General features: G+C 62.6%; 17 protein-coding genes and 1 tRNA gene. 9 read left to right on the top strand and 9 right to left on the bottom strand.

Translation table 11 applies throughout. The annotated features are described in order from the left end of the window. The first annotated feature begins 185 nt into the window (after nt 1-185). Nucleotides 186-584, top strand: coding sequence for a RidA family protein (locus NKI85_RS15935; RefSeq protein ID WP_352525918.1), 399 nt, complete (start codon nt 186-188; stop codon nt 582-584). A gap of 132 nt (nt 585-716) precedes the next feature. Here NKI85_RS15935 and argB read toward each other — a convergent pair whose 3' ends face one another. Both argB and NKI85_RS15925 read right to left on the bottom strand, forming a co-directional pair. Further along, the gene (gene argB, locus NKI85_RS15930) at nt 717-1,610 is read right to left on the bottom strand and encodes an acetylglutamate kinase (RefSeq protein WP_352525921.1); all 894 of its coding nucleotides are present in this window, start codon (nt 1,608-1,610) and stop codon (nt 717-719) included. 96 nt (nt 1,611-1,706) lie between these two features. Further along, nucleotides 1,707-3,203: an amidase gene (locus NKI85_RS15925; RefSeq protein ID WP_352525924.1), complete on the bottom strand. Its 1,497-nt coding sequence runs from the start codon at nt 3,201-3,203 to the stop codon at nt 1,707-1,709. 126 nt (nt 3,204-3,329) lie between these two features. Between NKI85_RS15925 and NKI85_RS15920 the strand changes: the two genes are divergently transcribed. From NKI85_RS15920 to msrB, 4 genes are all read left to right on the top strand, one after another. Beyond that, nucleotides 3,330-3,869 carry a sigma-70 family RNA polymerase sigma factor gene (locus NKI85_RS15920; RefSeq protein WP_352525926.1) on the top strand — a complete coding sequence of 180 codons (540 nt, stop codon included), beginning with the start codon at nt 3,330-3,332 and terminating at the stop codon, nt 3,867-3,869. Then, on the top strand, nt 3,866-4,570 hold the full coding sequence (locus tag NKI85_RS15915; protein ID WP_352525976.1) for an anti-sigma factor: 705 nt from the start codon (nt 3,866-3,868) through the stop codon (nt 4,568-4,570). The genes NKI85_RS15920 and NKI85_RS15915 overlap by 4 nt, the downstream gene beginning before the upstream one ends. Nucleotides 4,571-4,785: 215 nt before the next feature. Continuing rightward, complete coding sequence (locus tag NKI85_RS15910; protein ID WP_352525928.1) at nt 4,786-5,343, top strand: fasciclin domain-containing protein; 558 nt, start codon at nt 4,786-4,788, stop codon at nt 5,341-5,343. A gap of 175 nt (nt 5,344-5,518) precedes the next feature. Further along, on the top strand, nt 5,519-6,019 hold the full coding sequence (gene msrB, locus NKI85_RS15905) for a peptide-methionine (R)-S-oxide reductase MsrB (protein ID WP_352525930.1): 501 nt from the start codon (nt 5,519-5,521) through the stop codon (nt 6,017-6,019). 133 nt (nt 6,020-6,152) lie between these two features. Here the strand turns inward: msrB and NKI85_RS15900 are convergent, their stop codons facing one another. Together NKI85_RS15900 and NKI85_RS15895 are read right to left on the bottom strand one after the other, a co-directional pair. Then, entirely contained in the window at nt 6,153-7,748 is a 1,596-nt protein-coding gene (locus NKI85_RS15900) for a DHA2 family efflux MFS transporter permease subunit (RefSeq protein WP_352525932.1), read from the bottom strand. 22 nt (nt 7,749-7,770) lie between these two features. Beyond that, nucleotides 7,771-8,949 (bottom strand): HlyD family secretion protein, encoded by a 1,179-nt coding sequence (locus NKI85_RS15895; RefSeq protein ID WP_352525934.1) that lies wholly within the window; start codon nt 8,947-8,949, stop codon nt 7,771-7,773. 143 nt (nt 8,950-9,092) lie between these two features. Here NKI85_RS15895 and NKI85_RS15890 point away from each other — a divergent pair, with 143 nt between their 5' ends. Continuing rightward, nucleotides 9,093-9,842, top strand: coding sequence for a TetR/AcrR family transcriptional regulator (locus NKI85_RS15890; protein WP_352525936.1), 750 nt, complete (start codon nt 9,093-9,095; stop codon nt 9,840-9,842). 40 nt (nt 9,843-9,882) lie between these two features. On the opposite strand, the gene yihA is transcribed toward NKI85_RS15890, so the two are convergent. The 5 genes from yihA to rpmH form a co-directional block, all read right to left on the bottom strand. Further along, entirely contained in the window at nt 9,883-10,542 is a 660-nt protein-coding gene (gene yihA, locus NKI85_RS15885) for a ribosome biogenesis GTP-binding protein YihA/YsxC (RefSeq protein WP_352464742.1), read from the bottom strand. Further along, the gene (locus tag NKI85_RS15880) at nt 10,539-11,177 is read right to left on the bottom strand and encodes a CatB-related O-acetyltransferase (protein WP_352525938.1); all 639 of its coding nucleotides are present in this window, start codon (nt 11,175-11,177) and stop codon (nt 10,539-10,541) included. The genes yihA and NKI85_RS15880 overlap by 4 nt, the downstream gene beginning before the upstream one ends. Before the next feature lie 157 nt (nt 11,178-11,334). Further along, a complete protein-coding gene (gene yidC / locus NKI85_RS15875) occupies nt 11,335-13,158 on the bottom strand; it encodes a membrane protein insertase YidC (protein WP_352525940.1) in 1,824 nt (607 codons plus the stop codon). 13 nt (nt 13,159-13,171) lie between these two features. Continuing rightward, nucleotides 13,172-13,525 (bottom strand): ribonuclease P protein component, encoded by a 354-nt coding sequence (rnpA, locus tag NKI85_RS15870; RefSeq protein ID WP_352525942.1) that lies wholly within the window; start codon nt 13,523-13,525, stop codon nt 13,172-13,174. A gap of 23 nt (nt 13,526-13,548) precedes the next feature. Further along, nucleotides 13,549-13,683, bottom strand: coding sequence for a 50S ribosomal protein L34 (gene rpmH / locus NKI85_RS15865; protein WP_008833937.1), 135 nt, complete (start codon nt 13,681-13,683; stop codon nt 13,549-13,551). A gap of 364 nt (nt 13,684-14,047) precedes the next feature. On the opposite strand from rpmH, the gene NKI85_RS15860 reads away from it, so the two are divergent. The 3 genes from NKI85_RS15860 (at nt 14,048) to NKI85_RS15850 (ending at nt 16,658) form a co-directional block, all read left to right on the top strand. Next, nucleotides 14,048-15,535: an ATP-binding protein gene (locus NKI85_RS15860; protein WP_352525944.1), complete on the top strand. Its 1,488-nt coding sequence runs from the start codon at nt 14,048-14,050 to the stop codon at nt 15,533-15,535. Between the two features lie 324 nt (nt 15,536-15,859). Continuing rightward, nucleotides 15,860-15,936: transfer RNA gene (locus NKI85_RS15855), tRNA-Arg, on the top strand. Between the two features lie 341 nt (nt 15,937-16,277). Beyond that, nucleotides 16,278-16,658, top strand: a complete 381-nt coding sequence (locus NKI85_RS15850) for a helix-turn-helix transcriptional regulator (protein WP_352776958.1) — start codon at nt 16,278-16,280, stop codon at nt 16,656-16,658. Nucleotides 16,659-16,693 lie beyond the last annotated feature (35 nt).

Genomic DNA, 16,693 nt, shown 5'->3' with positions numbered 1-16,693 from the left:
TGACATACGGAATGTATGTACCCACTTCAGGCATACGGGACGTATATCAATGACCGCCCCGTAAAGTGGAGCGCAGCGATCCGAAACCCTGAAGTCTTGCGAGCGGCTCTCGCCCTTCCCGGTGAAGCCACATCGCGATGGTCGCGAGGTCTGGCCGGCCTGCCTTGTCCGAATGGAGTGAAACAATGACCAAACGCGATGCGATCTTCCCTGCCGGTCGGCAGGCCCTCTACGAGATCAACCGCTATTCGGCGGCGATCCGCTCAGGCGACTTTCTGTTCGTTTCGGGCCAAGTCGGCAGCCGCGAGGACGGATCGCCCGAGCCAGCCTTCGAAAAGCAGGTCCAGCTTGCCTTCGACAATCTCGCGGCGGTGTTGAAGGCCGCCGGTTGCACGTTCGACGACATCGTTGACGTGACCACTTTCCACACCGACCCGGCCACGCAGTGGGAGGCGATTGACGCCGTTCGACTTAAGGCGATCGGTGAACCGCCCTACCCGAACTGGACCGCGGTGGGGGTGAATTGGCTGGCGGGCTTCGATTTTGAAATAAAGGTCATCGCGCGGCTTCCTCGGCCCGGATGATCGACTGGCGGCGAGCGACGAAGGCGGAGATTGCCTAAATCGATCGTTCACCGCCCGCCTGTCTCGACAAGCGCTGCGATGATGATCTGACGGTCATCCGGGCTATCGCAGCGTTGGACAGACTGGGGCCACTCACGGCACGATCAGCGTGCCGGCGCCGTGTTCGGTGAACAGCTCGAGCAGCACCGCATGCGGCGTCTTGCCGTTCAGGATGACGACGCCTTCGACGCCGCGCTCGATTGCCTCGATGCAGGTCTCGACTTTGGGGATCATGCCGCCCGAGACCGTGCCGTCCTTGATCAGGGCCTTGGCCTCGGCCACGGTCAGTTCGTCGATCAGCTTCTTGTTCTTGTCGAGCACGCCAGGCACGTCGGTGAGGAACAGCAGGCGCGTCGCCTGACAGGCGCCGGCGATGGCGCCGGCAAAAGTGTCGGCGTTGATGTTGTAGGTATGGCCGTCGCGCCCGGGCGCGACCGGCGCCAGCACCGGGATCATTTCGGATCGCGCCAGGAGGTCGAGCAATGTGCGGTCGACCTCTACCGGCTCACCGACGAAGCCCAGATCGAGCACGCGCTCGATGTTGGAATCCGGATCGATCATGGTCTTGCGCGCCTTTTCGGCGAAAACCATGTTGCCGTCCTTGCCACACAGGCCGATCGCCCATTCGCCCTCGGCATTGATCAGTGCGACGATCTCCTTGTTGATCGACCCGGCCAGCACCATCTCGACGATCTCGACGGTCTTCTGGTCGGTGACGCGCAAGCCGCCCTCGAATTTGGATTCGATTCCCATCTTGCTGAGCATGGCACCGATCTGCGGCCCACCGCCATGCACGACGATCGGGTTGACGCCGGACTGCTTGAGCAGCGCGATGTCGCGGGCGAAGGCCTTGCCGAGCGCAATGTCGCCCATCGCGTGGCCGCCATATTTCACCACGACCGTCTTGTTCTCGTAGCGCTGCATATAGGGCAGCGCCCTTGAAAGCAGCGCGGCCTGCATTTCGGCGGTGGCGGCGACGTCCGTCATCGGCGTGGTTCCCAGCTTGGCATGAACGGCGGCGTCTTAGCGGGAATTGCAGCAGGCCGCAAACGGCTTTGCCCTCATCATCGATCAAATCATCTTCTATGCCGGCACCTGCAGCGGCGCCCGCCTCGTCAGCCATCCCGAGATCTTTTCCATCTGCGCGGCGAACGACAAAAGCGTTTCCTCGTCGCCGGGGCGCCCGGCGGCCTGGATGCCGAGCGGCAGGCCGGTATCGGTGACGTAGACCGGCAGCGCGATCGACGGTTGTCCGCTGACGTTCTGGATCGCCGGCCAATGGGTGAACCACAGGCTCTTGTCCATCAGCTGGCCGAATAGCGGCTTGAACTTCAGCAGGCCGGCGAGGCGCAGTCTGTCCAGTACGTTCTCGATGAATTCGTCGGCGCCTTTCGGGTCCATGACGCCGCAGGCGAGCGGCGGGTGCGCAATAACTGGCATCAGCACCGCATCATAGCGCGCAGTCTCGGTGATAAGCCGGCGCGAGGCGGCGTGCAGCCGCTGCAGGCCGGCATAGATCTCGCCGGCCGAGACGATTTCGCCGAAGCGGCTCATCACACGCGTGGCGCGCTCGATGTCGCCTGAGATGGAGCGGCCGACGCGCAACGCTTCGCCGCGCATCGTGCCGGCCACCGCCGCAGCGACGGTTCTGGCAAAATCGGCGATGAAATCGCGATCGATATAGGGCAGATCGATCTCCTCGACGCTGTGCCCGCCGTCGCGCGCAAGCCCAATCGCCGTATCCAGAGCTTTCAGCGTCTCTTCCGATATCGGCAGGCCGAGCGGCGATTTTCGGTAGGCGGCGAGCTTGAGCTTGCCCGGATCGCGCCCGGCTGCGGTGGCGAAACTGCCTTTCGGCGGCGGTGCCGCGTAGGGCGACAGCGGGTCGGGCCCGTGGGTCAGGTCGAGCAGCAGGGCCGTATCGCGCACCGAGCGGGCCACCGCATGGTCGACGACGAAGCCGTACCAGCTTTCGGTGATCAGCGGCGTCAAGGGAACACGGCCGCGCGAGGTTTTCAGCCCGACCAGCCCGGTACAAGCCGCAGGCACCCTGATCGAGCCGCCGCCATCCGACGCATGCGCCATCGGCACGACGCCGGCTGCGACCAGCGCAGCCGCACCGCCCGAGGAACCGCCAGTCGTATGTGCGGTGTCCCATGGGTTGCGGGTGACGCCGAATGCCGCCGATTCGGTCACCAGCCTCAGCCCGTGTTCGGGTGCGGTGCTGGTGGCGATCGGAATGAGCCCCGCGGCCAGATAGCGTTCCGTCATCACCGAGTTGAAATCGGGGGTGAAGGCTGGGATACGGCTGCCGCCATGCGTCGGCACCCCCTTCATGGCGATGCCAAGATCCTTCAGCGCAAAGGGCACTCCGGCAAACGGCAGCTTGCGATCAACGGTTTTCGCCCGCGCCCGCGCCGCCTCATAAAGTGGTTCGGCGATGGCGTTGATCTCCGGGCGGGTGGCCTCGGCCCGGGCGATCGCCGCATCGACAAGATCTTGCGGTGTGATCTCTCCCTTGTGCACGAGTGCGGCCAGGCCGATTGCGTCATGCTCCCACAGAACCCGTTCAATCGACATGGTCGCTCCCCCGCTCATGGCAAGCTAGCGGGCGGCGATTTCCTTGGCAATCGACGCTGGTGTTGCCGGTGCGCAAGACCATTTCAGTCGTTGCAAATACATTGCAATTGCCTAATTTGGCACCCGATGACGCCGCAGGACATCAGCAACCTGATTGTCCGGACTTCGATGAAGGACCGGGCTGCGTTCGATCTGCTCTACCGGCAGACCAGCGCGAAACTTTTCGGCGCCTGCCTTCGTGTATTGAAGGACCGGGGAGACGCAGAAGAGGCGCTTCAGGAGGTCTTCGTCAAGATATGGACCAAGGCGGACCGTTTCGCCGTCTCGGATCTGAGCCCGATTTCCTGGCTGGTGGCCATTGCGCGCAATCATGCGATCGATCGCATCAGGGCGCGGCGAGAGCCTGCCGCCTATATCGATGCCGCGCTCGACGTGGCCGATCCAGCGCCGGGACCGGAGGCCATGGCCGTGACGGGCGGTGAGTCCGAACGCATCTACCATTGTCTCGGTGAATTGGAAAAGGACCGGGCGGCGGCCGTCCGGGGCGCCTATCTGGATGGCAAAAGCTATGCCGAACTGGCGGAGCGCCATGGCGTGCCGCTGAACACGATGCGGACCTGGCTGCGGCGCAGCTTGTTGAAACTGAGAGAATGCCTGGAAAGATGACGCTGGCTGACGACAACGGACCGGAACGTGGGGGCGACGACCTGTTCGCCGCCGAATACGTCCTTGGCGTGCTGGCCGCGGACGAACGCGAGATCGCGTCACGCCGCATCGATGCGGACGCCGCCTTTGCGCGCCTTGTCGACAGCTGGGAGGCGCATCTTTCGCCGATGGCCGCGGCCTATCCGTCGACAGAGCCTCCGATCAGGGTCAAGGAAGCATTGGACCGCCGGCTGTTCGCGGCAGGGCCGCGCGCCGGCCTCTGGTCGAGCCTTGGCTTCTGGCGCGGCCTTGCCGCTGCCGCCGTTGCGGCCCTGGCAATCTATATTGCCCTGCCTTACGTCAATCCACCGGTCGTCGAGCCGCAGGCTCGGCTTGTCGCCTCGCTGGCAGCCGAAGGCAGCGACGTCAAATACCTCGTCGTCTACGACGCCGCCCGTCACGATGTCGGCCTTTCCCACGTCTCCGGCGAGCGGGCCGCCGGCAAGGACTTCGAGCTGTGGATGATCGAAGGCAAGAATGCGCCGGTATCGATGGGCGTCATCCCGGCCGGTGCGACCGCGCATCTGGCCATCCCGCCGGCCGTCCAGGAGAAATTGGCGCAAGGCGCCGTGCTTGCGGTCAGCGTCGAGCCTGCCGGCGGTTCACCGACCGGCCAGCCGACTGGACCGGTGGTCGCAGCGGGCGATCTGAAGAGCATCTGATCACTTTTCGCATTGGGTCTCTTTGGAAAAGAAGAAATGAAGTCCATCATCTTGTGATGAAAGGCTTGCAAAGCTTGTTGGCGGCGAGCGATTTGCGCTGAACAAATTTCAACAAGACAATGTTTTTTCCGAAGGGAGCGAAACTCCCGCATTTCTGCCCCGTATCTCCTTGCGTTCCCCAAAGATGGGAAAGACAACCAGAGGAGTCTGACACCATGCGTAAATTAGCCACCCTTTTGCTTGCCGGTACGATCGTCATTTCCGCGCTCGCCACTGCTGCCTATGCCGAAAATCCGATGGTCGGCGGCGCCGCCATGTATGCGAAGAAGAACATCGTCGAGAATGCCGTCAACTCGAAGGACCACACGACGCTGGTCGCCGCCGTCAAGGCTGGCGGCCTGGTCGACACGCTGCAGAGCGCCGGCCCCTTCACCGTGTTCGCGCCGACCAACGAGGCCTTTGCGGCACTTCCAGCCGGCACGGTCGAGACGCTGCTCAAGCCTGAAAACAAGGACAAGCTGGTCAAGATCCTGACCTGTCACGTCATCGGCGCCAAGGCGACGGCGACCGACGTCGCTAAGATGGTCAAGGCCGACGGCGGCGCGCACAAGGTCAAGACGGTCGGCGGTTGCGAACTGTCGCTCAAGACCGACGGCGGCAAGGTCACCGTGACCGACGAGAACGGCAATATCGCCAATGTGACCATTGCCGATGTCGAGCAGTCGAACGGCGTCATCCACGTCGTCGACAAGGTTCTCCTGCCGAAGATGTAACAAAACGGGCGCGACCAGCGAAGATATCGCTAAGGCCTCCCTGCGCACACTCCGCGCCGTTCACGCCAGACGTGGAAAGGCGCGGAGTTCCCGCTTTGAGGACAGCGATCGTCACCGGCTTTTGATTTCCATGTGGCGGTCGAATTTGGCACAAGCAATGACAGGAGGAATGGCCATGAACCGTCGCGAGCTTCTTTTGAGTGGAGCGGCAGCCATTGGCGTTGTCGCAGGCGCCACCGCGCTGCGCATGGGCGGAGCCCAGGATGCGAGCGCGGCCGAGACCTTCGAGGTCACCAAGACCGAGGCCGAGTGGCGCGCCATCCTGTCCGACGCCGCCTTCAATGTGTTGCGCAAGGAGGGCACCGAATATCCAGGCACCAGTCCGCTGCTCAACGAGCACCGCAAGGGCATCTTCGCTTGCGCCGGCTGCGACCTGCCGGTCTATTCCTCCGAAACGAAGTTCGATTCCGGTACCGGCTGGCCGAGCTTCTGGCAGGAAATCCCCAACGCCATCGGCAAGACCGTGGACAGGTCTCTGGGCATGGCCCGCACCGAGGTCCACTGTCGCCGCTGCGGCGGCCATCTCGGCCATGTCTTCGACGACGGTCCGCCGCCGACCGGCTTGCGGCACTGCATCAACGGCGTCGCCTTGACCTTCAAGCCGGCGACGGCCTGACAAATCCAACCAGCATACGAACCAACTAGCATACGAAAAAACTCCGGGCTTGCGGCCCGGAGTTTTTGCGTGGTCAGAGCTTTCCGGGCTTGGACTGGAGGAACGTCCCCGAAACCGCTGCCACGTTTGCGAATCAGTGTCCGCCACCGCCGCCCTGAGCGACTGGCTTGCGGATCACCAGGGTGAAGAGCCCAAGCGTCGCGAACAAAACCGTCAGCATGAAGAATACGTCCATGAACGACAGCAGCGATGCCTGCTGCTGGACCATGCCTGACAGTTTGGAGATGGCCGCCTTGGAGGCGTCGAGCCCGGCAGTCTGCTCGAAGTTGAGCGTCATGTTCTGCAGCTTCTGCTGCGCCGCGGCACTGCCCCATTGCACGTGCTCGGAGAGCCTGGCGTAGTGGAAGGCATTGCGGTCGATCAGCACCGTGTTGATGACGGCCAGGCCGACGGCGCCGCCGAGATTGCGGGTCAGGTTGAACAGGCCCGACGCGTTCTTCAACCGCTCCGGCGGCAGGGTTCCGAGCGCAATGTTATTGATCGGCACCATGCACAGCATCATCGAACAGCCGCGCAGGATCTGCGGGATCAGCAGCTCATAGAAATCCCAGTCGGCGGTGAGATGCGTCATCCACCAGGTGCCCGTGGCGAAGCCGAAGAAGCCGATCATCATCATGATGCGCGGGTCCATCTTGTTCGACAGGATGCCGGAGATCGGCGCGGTGAAGAACATGGCCAGGCCGCTGACGAACAGCGCCTCGCCGATCATCATCGAATCGTAGCCGCGGATGCGCCCGAGGAACACGGGATAAAGATAGGTCAGACCGTAGAGGCCGATGCCGACGACGAAGGAGAACAGCGAGCCGAAGGCAAAATTGATATTGCTGAAGGCCCTCAGATCGACAATCGGCTCCTCGGCGGTGAACACGCGCCAGAAGAACAGCACTGCGCCGAAGGTCATGATGATGGCGCAGATGAACACCGCCTGATCCTGCAGCCAGTCATTGTTCGGACCTTCCTCCAGCACATATTCCATGCAGCCCAGGAAGGCGGCCATGCCGGCAAGCCCCCACCAGTCGAACTTGCTGAACAGCTTGAGATTGGGTTTGTCGAAGTCGATCAGCGACCAGGCGGCCGTCGTCACCAGAATGCCGGGCACGACGTTGACCAGGAACAGCCAGTGCCAGGACATGGCATGGCTGATAGAGCCGCCGACGGTCGGGCCGATGGTCGGCGCCAGCGTCGCCACCAGGCCGATCATCGGCGAGACGATGGCGCGACGCGACGGCGGGAAGATGGTGAAGGCGGCTGCAAAGACGCTCGGGATCATGCCGCCGCCGATGAAGCCCTGCACGGCGCGGTAGACGATCATCTGGTCGATGTTGGTTGCGGTCGCCGCCAGTGCGCTGGCCGCGGTGAACCCCGCCGCCGAAATCGTGAACAGCACGCGCGTCGACAGCATACGGCTGAGAAAGCCGGACAGCGGGATCATCACCACCTCGGCAATCAGATAGGCCGTCTGCACCCACGGGATCTCGTCGGAACTGGCGCTCAAGCCCGCCTGGATCTCGGCCAGCGAGGCCGAGACGATCTGGATGTCCAAAATCGCCATGAACATGCCGAACACCATCGCCAGGAAGGCGATGACGCGGCGCGTCGAGATGTGGTCGACCGGCGCCCGAATGGCTGGCGCCGGCGCCGATCCTGCAGTCACGGTTGCGGTCGCCATGACGTTGCTCCGATGGTCCCGGTTACTTCGACGCCGAAGGCGCGGTGCGGCTGTCGACGGCGACGACGACACTCAAGCCGGCGCGCAGCCTGCCCGTCTTCAGCACCTCCGCTGGGACGTCGATGCGAACCGGGACGCGCTGCACGACCTTGGTAAAGTTGCCGGTGGCGTTTTCCGGCGGCAGCAGCGAGAACACTGCTCCGGAAGCCGGCGCCAGCGACGACACGGTACCCTCGAAGTCCTGGCCATCGATCGCGTCGACCGACACCCTGACCTTTTCACCAGGCACCAGCCGGGCAAGTTGCGTCTCCTTGAAATTGGCGACTATGTAGAGCTTGTCCATTGGCACGATGACGGCGAGCTTCTGTCCGGGGCTGATCAGGTCGCCCTGCTCGACCGAGCGGTTGCCGACCACGCCGTCATAGGGTGCGCGCAGCACGGTGAAGGACAGATCCCGCACCGCCTTGTCGTGGGCAAGCTGCAGCGAGGCCAGCGTGCTGGCCGATTCCGCCCGCTGCGCCTGGAGCACGCCGATATTGGCCTGGGCCGCCGCGATCTGCGCGTCGGCGCCGGCTAGTGCGGCATTGGCTTGCTCGACCGCCGTCTGGGCATCGTCCAACTGGGCCTGGGTACCGACGCGAGTCTTGAGCAACTGGGCGGCACGGACCTGAACCCGCTTCGCATTGTCGGCCGCGGCCTGGTCGGCGGTCTTCTGTGCCTGCGCCTGCTTGAGCGAAGCGCGCGCCGCCTCGGTCTGGGCATCGATGCGGTCGAGCGTCTTGGTCAACGTGGCGATCTGCGCCGCGGCCTGGGCAACGGCAATCTTGTAGTCGCCGTCATCGACCACCAGCAGCGGGTCGCCGGCCTTCACCTGCTGGTTCTCGGTCACCTTGACCTGATCGACATAGCCCGAGATTTTTGGCGAGATGAACGCCGTGTCGGCCTGAACATAGGCGTCGTCGGTCGTGATCATGAAGCGCCCGTCGGTCCAATAATCATAGCCATACCAGGCGCCGGCGCCCAGCAGGGTCAGGCCGATGATGGGCAGCAACATCGAGCGCATCGAGCGCTTCTTCTTGGCGGGAGCCAGCGGGGTGACGTCGGCGGGGTTGGCAGGGGCTTCCGGCGCTTCGATCGCAGGCTGGACCTTGGCACTGGGGAACGGGCGGACTTCGGCACTGGTGGGCGCGTTCGAGGACATGATATCTCTCTAAATTAACTGGCGCTGAATTTTGTCAGACTGAACCGTTCGGTTCGATCTTGACGTTGACTTAGCGCTTAAAGAGGCCCATATCAAGAGCAATCGAACCGGATGGTTCGAATTATTTTACGAGGTGTGACATTATGGCCGAAGCCCCCAAGGCCGCTCCTTTGCCTGATTCAGGCCTATTGCCCAGCACTGGCAAGGATCAGTGCGACCTGCTGGACAGTCTGCCCCGCGGCCGCCCGGCTGCGGGCCAGGACCCGGTCAAGCGCAGCCAGATCATCGACGGCGCGCGCCGTGTCTTCATCGACAAGGGCTTCGAAGCGGCGTCGATGAACGACATCACCCGCGAGGCAGGCGTGTCCAAGGGCACCATCTATGTCTATTTCGCCAATAAGGAAGAACTGTTTGAAGCGCTGATCGAGGAAGAGCGCGGCACGATCTTCAAGAACATGTACGAAGTGCTCGACCAGATCGGCGATCTTCGCGCGACGCTGGTGAAGTTCGGCATTGTGCTGTCCGTGAAGATCACCTCGGCCAGGGTCATCCTGGCGCAGCGTACGGTCATCGGCGCGTCGGAACGAATCCCGGAGCTTGGCGCGCGGTTTTACGAACGCGGCCCGAAGCGTGGCCATGACAAGGTTGTGGTTTTCCTCAACATGGCTATCGAACGCGGCCTGCTGAAGATCGATGACGTCGAGCTTGCCGCCTATCAGTTCACCGAGCTATGCTTGGCCGGCCTTTTCCGCCAATGCATATTCGCCTATCGCACCAAGGCGCCAAGTGCGGCCGAGATCGAGCATATCGTCAGGTCGGGCGTCGACGTGTTCCTGAAGGCCTACGGCACCGAACAGCTTGCCGCCGAAGAAAGCGCTTCAAAATCCGCCTGACGCGACAGTGCCGTGCGTCCTGCCTGGACGCGTAAAGACCTTATCCGCCGTTGGCGGCGAGCACGATCGCCGCACGCAGTTCCTCGAGGCCCTCGCTCTTTTCTGACGACGTGGCGAGCACGAAGGGAAAGGCCGCCGGGCGTTTCTTGATTTTCGCCAGCGTTTCTTCGATCAGCCGCGGCACCCCGGCAGCCTTGATCTTGTCGGTCTTGGTCAGCACGATCTGATACGACACCGCCGCCTTGTCGAGCAACGACAGCACCTCGTCGTCCTTGGCCTTGATGCCATGACGGGCATCGATCAGCACGTAGACGCGCTTCAGCGTCACCCGGCCCTTGAGATAGTCGAAGACGAGCTTTGTCCACTCGTCGACCTTTTCCTTGGGCGCCGTGGCGTAGCCATAGCCCGGCATGTCGACCAGCGCCATCGGCGGCAGGTCGGCGCCTTCTCCCGAAAATCCGCCCGGCACGAAATAGTTGAGCTCTTGCGTCCGCCCCGGCGTGTTGGAGGTGCGCGCCAGTCCCTTCTGGTTGACCAGCGCATTGATCAGCGACGATTTGCCGACATTGGAGCGGCCGGCAAAGGCGATCTCGGGCGGTCCTTCCGGCGGAAGGAATTTCATCGCCGGCACGCCGCGGATGAAAATCCAGGCTCGCGTGAACAATTCGATGCCGATCGTGGTCTTGTTCAACGCGTTCAAACCGCTGCCTCCAGAAGAAAAATGTTGCTGCCACGAATGGCATCGAGATTGCGGCTGATTTTTTCCACCGGCCAGTGCCACCACGCCAGCGCCAGGAGCCGCCGGATGGTCCTGTCGTCGAAGCGCATCTTTACCACCTTGGCCGGATTGCCGGCGACGATCGCATAGGCTGGCACATCGTGCGTCACCACCGACTTTGCCGCGACGATGGCGCCGTCGCCGATCTTCACGCCGGGCAGCATCACCGCTTCCATGCCGATCCAGACGTCGTTGCCGACGATTGTGTCGCCGCGCAATTCCTTCGACCATGTCGCCGGGTCGAAACCCTCTTCCCAGCCATGACCGAAGATGTTGAACGGATAGGTCGAAAAGCCGGACATGGCGTGATTGGCGCCGTTCATGATGAAGCGCGCGCCCTCGGCAATGGCGCAGAACTTGCCGATGACCAGCCTGTCGCCGATGAACGGATAATGATGCAGCACGCATTTTTCGGCGAATTTGTCGGGCCCGTCCGGATCGTCATAATAGGTAAAGTCGCCGATCTCGATGTTCGGCGCCGTCACCAGCGGTTTCAGAAAGCCGACGCGTGTGTGCAACGGGATCGGATGCTTGATCGATGGATTGGGTCCGGTCATATCGAGGTCCGTCGAGCAACTGCCAGGCAGGTCAAAATAGCGCGATCCGTCCGCGGTACCAATCGCTTAGTCCAGGCTCGCTTGGTCTAGGCGGGCAGCTTGTGCAAAAGCCCCGGACGAACCGGGGCTTTTTGGTTTCGCATTATCGGAGCGCCGGCTATTCTGCCGGCGACGGTTTCTTGCGGAACAGCGCGACCAGATTGTCCCACAATTCGATCTTGGCGCCCTGGCGCTTCATGATCACGCCCTGCTGGAGGATCGACAGCGTGTTGTTCCAGGCCCAGTAGATGACGAGGCCGGCCGGAAAACCCGCCATCATGAAGGTGAAGATCACAGGCATCCAGGTGAAGATCGCAGCTTGCGTCGGGTCGGGCGGCGTCGGGTTCATGCGCATCTGCAGGAACATCGTCACGCCCATGATCAGCGGCCAGACGCCGATCATCAGCATATGCGGCAAGGTGATGGGGACCAGCCCGAACAGGTTGAAGATCGATGTCGGATCCGGCGCCGCCAGATCCTGGATCCAGCCGAAGAACGGCGCGTGCCGCATCTCGATGGTGATGTAGAGCACCTTGTAAAGCGAGAAGAACACCGGGATCTGCAACGCCACCGGCCAGCAGCCGGCAAGCGGATTGATCTTCTCGGTCTTGTAGAGCTCCATCATCGCCTGCTGCTGCTTCATCTTGTCGTCCGCGTATTTCTCGCGGATCTCGAGCATCTTGGGCTGCACCTTCTTCATATTCGCCATCGACGCATAGGACTTGTTGGCGAGCGGGAAGAACAGCGCTTTGACGATGACGGTGGTGGCGAGGATCGCCAGACCGAAATTGCCGAAGAATTTGTAGAGCGTGTCGATCAGCCAGAACATCGGCTTGGTGATGAAATAGAACCACCCCCAGTCGATCAGCAGGTCGAACTGGCGAATATGACGGTCCTTCTCATAGGCGTTGATCGTCGAGACTTCCTTGGCGCCGGCGAATATCTCCGACTCGACGGTCGTCGACTGCCCGGGAGCGATTGTGACCGGATCGGACAGGAAATCGGACTGGTAGCTGTGCGGGTGAGGTCCGCTTTTGAACTCAAAGTAAGAGAATTTGGGTTGAAATTCGCGGCCGCCCGGCGGCACCAGGGTCACCGCCCAGTATTTATCGGTGATGCCGAGCCAGCCGTCGGTCGACTTGCCTGGTTTGTATTCCTTGTTCGATTCGACGCTGGAGTATTTGTATTCTTGCAGGCCCTCGCTTCCGGTAACGCCGATCAGGCCTTCATGCAGCACATAGGTACTGGCGATAGCCGGCTTGTCGAAACGGGTGACGCGGCCATAGTTCGATAACGTCGCCGGCGCCGAGCCGCCGTTCTGGACCGTGTCGGACACGGTGAACATATATTGTCTGTCGACCGAGAAGGTGCGTTTGAAGGTCAGGCCCTTGTCGTTGGTGAAGGTCAGGGTGACCGGCGTCGCCGGGGTCAGCGCCGCATTGCCGTCGGTCTGCCAGACCGTGTCGGGCCCCGGCAGCCTGCCCACATCCGGCGTGCCGGAAAAGCCGATCTCGGCGAAATAGCCGTTCGGCAGGGACGCTGGGTTGAGCAACGCGATCTCGGGCGAGGTCTTGTCGACCGTCTCCCTGTAGTGCTTGAGCCGGAGGTCGTCGAGGCGGGCGCCGGTGAGGTTGATCGAGCCTTCGAGGCTCGGTGTGTCGATCTTCACGCGCGTGGTCGAGGCAAGTGCCTGGTCGCGGCCGGCCGGCGTCACGGCGTCGCCGCCGGGCGCGTTCGGAATGGCGCCCGGTTGCACCGGCGTTTCGCTGGCGCCGGGAGTGGCGCCCTCGGCTGCCTTCTTCTGCTCGGCCACGCGCTGTTCTTCGATGCGGGCGGCTTCGCGCTGCATCTCGCTGCGTGGCATCACATAGAAATATTGCCAAAGCGCCAGGATCAGCACCGACAGTGCGATGGTGATGAAGAAGTTGCGGTTGTTTTCCATCGAAGCCCTTGGCCTATCGTGTTCCACGCAATCTGCGGGAGAGTTCGGCCTTCAACTGGCCGAACGGAGTGGTAAGCACGTCTTCACGCCCGACGATGACATAATCATTGCCGGGCGCCATGTCATCCGCGGCATGCGTGCGCACGGCCTCTCTCAGCCGCCGCCGGACGCGGTTGCGAACGACGGCATTGCCGACCTTCTTGGTGACCGTATAGCCGACGCGCGGCGCCTCGCTGTCACTGCGATCTAGAACCTCGACGAGGAAAAGCCGCCCACGGCGCTTTTCGCCACGGCGGACGGCCAGGAATTCCGCGCGCTTCAGAAGCCGCTTGGGATGGGGGCCCGTTGGCTTGCCGGTTGCGGGCAACGATCTTGTCTCTCGCTTGGTGCTCAGGCGCTGAGACGCTTGCGGCCGCGGTTGCGGCGGGCTGCGACGACGCCGCGGCCACCCTTGGTGGCCATGCGAGCACGGAAACCGTGCCTGCGTTTGCGGACGAGTTTGGACGGCTGGTAAGTACGCTTCATTTGTTTAAATACCGCGGGGTGCGGCCCTTCTTGATTCTGTCACTTTGTAACAGGAGCTTTGCCGGGCCGGTTTTGGCGCGATCGAAACCGCGCCGGGACGAATGGCCCGAGCGTGAGCGGGCTTATAGAAAGAAGGGTTTTGGAAGTCAATCCAGCGTGTCGGGCCGGCGTTGTCCGACTGGCAGGGAAGTCTTGCGGCCCTTTGTACGATTCCGACCAAGGATGAATTTGGCAAAAAAGCCGCAATCGCCTAATCTCACCCGATCAAGCGATCGTGAACACAAGCAGCGGCTAAGACGGGCAGCCGCTAAGACAAGCGGCCGTGAAGACAAGCAGCCGAAGACAGGCAGCCGTGACGACAAGCATGAGTGAAGTCCCTCCCATGGACGATAGCGTCGCCCAGGCGCAGGCCGCCACCCGCAGGGTGCCGCTGGCGCGTGGCCTGTCGACCAAACTTCTGCTGCTCACCATCGTCTTCGTGCTGTTGGCCGAAATTCTCATCTTCGTCCCCTGGATCGCCAGCTACCGGCTGAGTTGGCTGAAGGAGAGGCTGAGCACTGCCGCTGCGGTCTCGATCGTCCTGGTGCAGGGCGAGCCTGCCTCGCTGTCGCGTGCCGCCCAGAACGACGTGCTGATGGCGATCGGCGCCAAGGCGATCGCCGTGCGTGACGGCGGCGTCTCACGCCTTCTGGTCGTGGCCGAAATGCCGCCGCAGGTCGACGACCATATCGATATCGCCAATGTCGGCATGATCAAGGGCATGACCGGCGCGCTGGACACGCTGTTTTTCGGCGGCAAGCGGATGCTGCGCGTTTTCGGGCCGGTCGGCGACAGCGACAAGGAGTTCGAGCTGATCATGCCCGACCACCGCCTGCGCAATGCCATGCTGATCTATTCGCGCAACGTCGCCTTCGTCTCGCTGCTGATCTCGCTGTTCACCGCCATGCTGGTCTATGCCGCGATAGACCTGATCATGATCGGGCCGATCAGGACGATGACACGCTCGATGCTGGCCTTCTCCGAGGCGCCGGACGACCCCGGCCGCATCATTCATCCTGCCGCCCGGGCCGACGAGATCGGCGTCGCCGAACGCGAGCTGTCGCAGATGCAGGAGCGGCTGCAGAAGATGCTGTCCGAGCAGAAGCACCTGGCCGATCTCGGCCTCGCCGTGTCGAAGATCAACCACGACATGCGCAACATCCTCGCCTCGGCGCAGCTGATGTCGGACCGCCTGCGCCAGGTCAAGGACCCGACCGTGCAGGCCTTCGCGCCGAAGCTGCTGCGCGCGCTCGACCGCGCCGTGTCCTACTCGGAGGGCGTGCTTGCCTATGGCCGAACGCAGGAGCCGCCGCCGTCGCGCCGCAGGCTGAGGCTGCGCCAGCTGGTCGAAGACGTCCAGGGCCTGCTCGACATCGACTGCGGCATCGAATTCGTCAATGCCGTCGATCCGGTGCTCGAGGTCGACGCTGATTCCGACCAGCTGTTCCGTGTGCTCACCAACCTTAGCCGCAACGCCGTGCAGGCGATGGCGGCGGACACCGAGAGCGCCGTGGTGCGCCGGCTGACCGTGTCGGCCGAGCGCATCGGCAGCGTCAGCCGCATCACTGTCACCGACACCGGCCCGGGCCTGCCGCCAAAAGCGCGCGAAAACCTGTTCGCGGCATTTCGCGGCTCGGCCCGCAGCGGCGGCACCGGCCTTGGCCTGGCGATCGCCCACGAGTTGATCCGCGCCCATGGCGGCATGGTGGAGCTGGTCGAAAGCATCGGCGGCCGCACCACATTCGCCGTCACCATTCCCGACCAGCCGGTCCGCCTCGACCAGGCTCGCAACGGCCTGCGCCGCCCGGCGTAACGGACCGTTTCGTTACGGAGCCTTCCCATTCGCAAATGGTCGATCCGACACGACCAGCTATCGGCTCGGCCGCCGTGTAACGACTCGTTTCGGTACGGACCGTTTCGATTGGCAAATGACCGATCCGAGACTACGACATATCGGCTCGGCCGCCGTGTGACGTGATCTCGCCTTGGCTGCCCGGCGCATGACGACAAAACGTGACGGCAAAACTTTTGGCCAGGATCGGCTTGCTTTTCGCAAATTCAGTCGCTAGGGAACACGTCACATCGCGGCCGGTCGCCAGGATCGGTTCGCGAGGCTATGCAAAGCATGGCCTGTTGCGCGCCCGTAGCTCAGCTGGATAGAGCACCAGACTACGAATCTGGGGGTCAGGAGTTCGAATCTCTTCGGGCGCGCCAACTTTCCAAATAAAATCAATAGTTTACGGGAGCCGAAAAAGGCCGTTTTAAACCAGCCGCTGGCCGGGGCACGCTGGGGGCAATTGGGTCCGAAGGCCACACTGCCCCTTTGCAATGACGCGAATCTGTGCGAACATTTGCGGTACAAACAACTGCGGTTAGCATCCGCCTCCTTCAATCCGGAAGGAGCCCTGCACAGCTAAGGCCCGAGGCCGGGCACGCTTTTTGGCGTGAGCAAGCCCACTAGTAGCTTCCCCGGTAACAGCTGAACGATTGGACACAGCTCGGTTTGCGAGCTGAATGTATCCCGGCTCAACCGCCCAACCCATCAAGACGCGCGCTTGCGCGAAAGAAGGAGTCTGGCTTTGAGCGGGCATCATCATGATGAGCGCGATCCTGTCGCGCCACTTCAGCATAGCAAGAAAATCATCCGGCCAAAGGAAATGCCCGACGAAACCGGGCTTTCCATTCGCAGCGTTTGGGAGCAGGTCGCCGATGGAACGCTTCCTGCGCCGATCCAGATTGGCCCAAGAGCGGTTGGCTGGTTGGCCGACGAGATCGAAGAGTGGCGACAGAAGAAGCGCCGCGAGCGCGACGCGCGGCTGGCCAAGGGTTTGCCGGCACATAACATTCCGACGTCCGAGTCGCCGCTGAAACGCCCGCGTGGCCGCCCGCGCAAGTCTCCTGCAATCGAGGTGGCTGACGCGGAGGCACATGCGTAGGAACTCGTCGCGTTTGGCGTTCGCGGCGAGTTCCT

Source organism: Mesorhizobium sp. M0571 (assembly GCF_040320985.1).
In the GTDB taxonomy this organism is placed as follows: Bacteria; Pseudomonadota; Alphaproteobacteria; order Rhizobiales; family Rhizobiaceae; genus Mesorhizobium.
The sequence above is the reverse complement of the archived record's forward strand: the minus strand, read 5'-3'. Positions and strand labels throughout refer to the sequence as shown.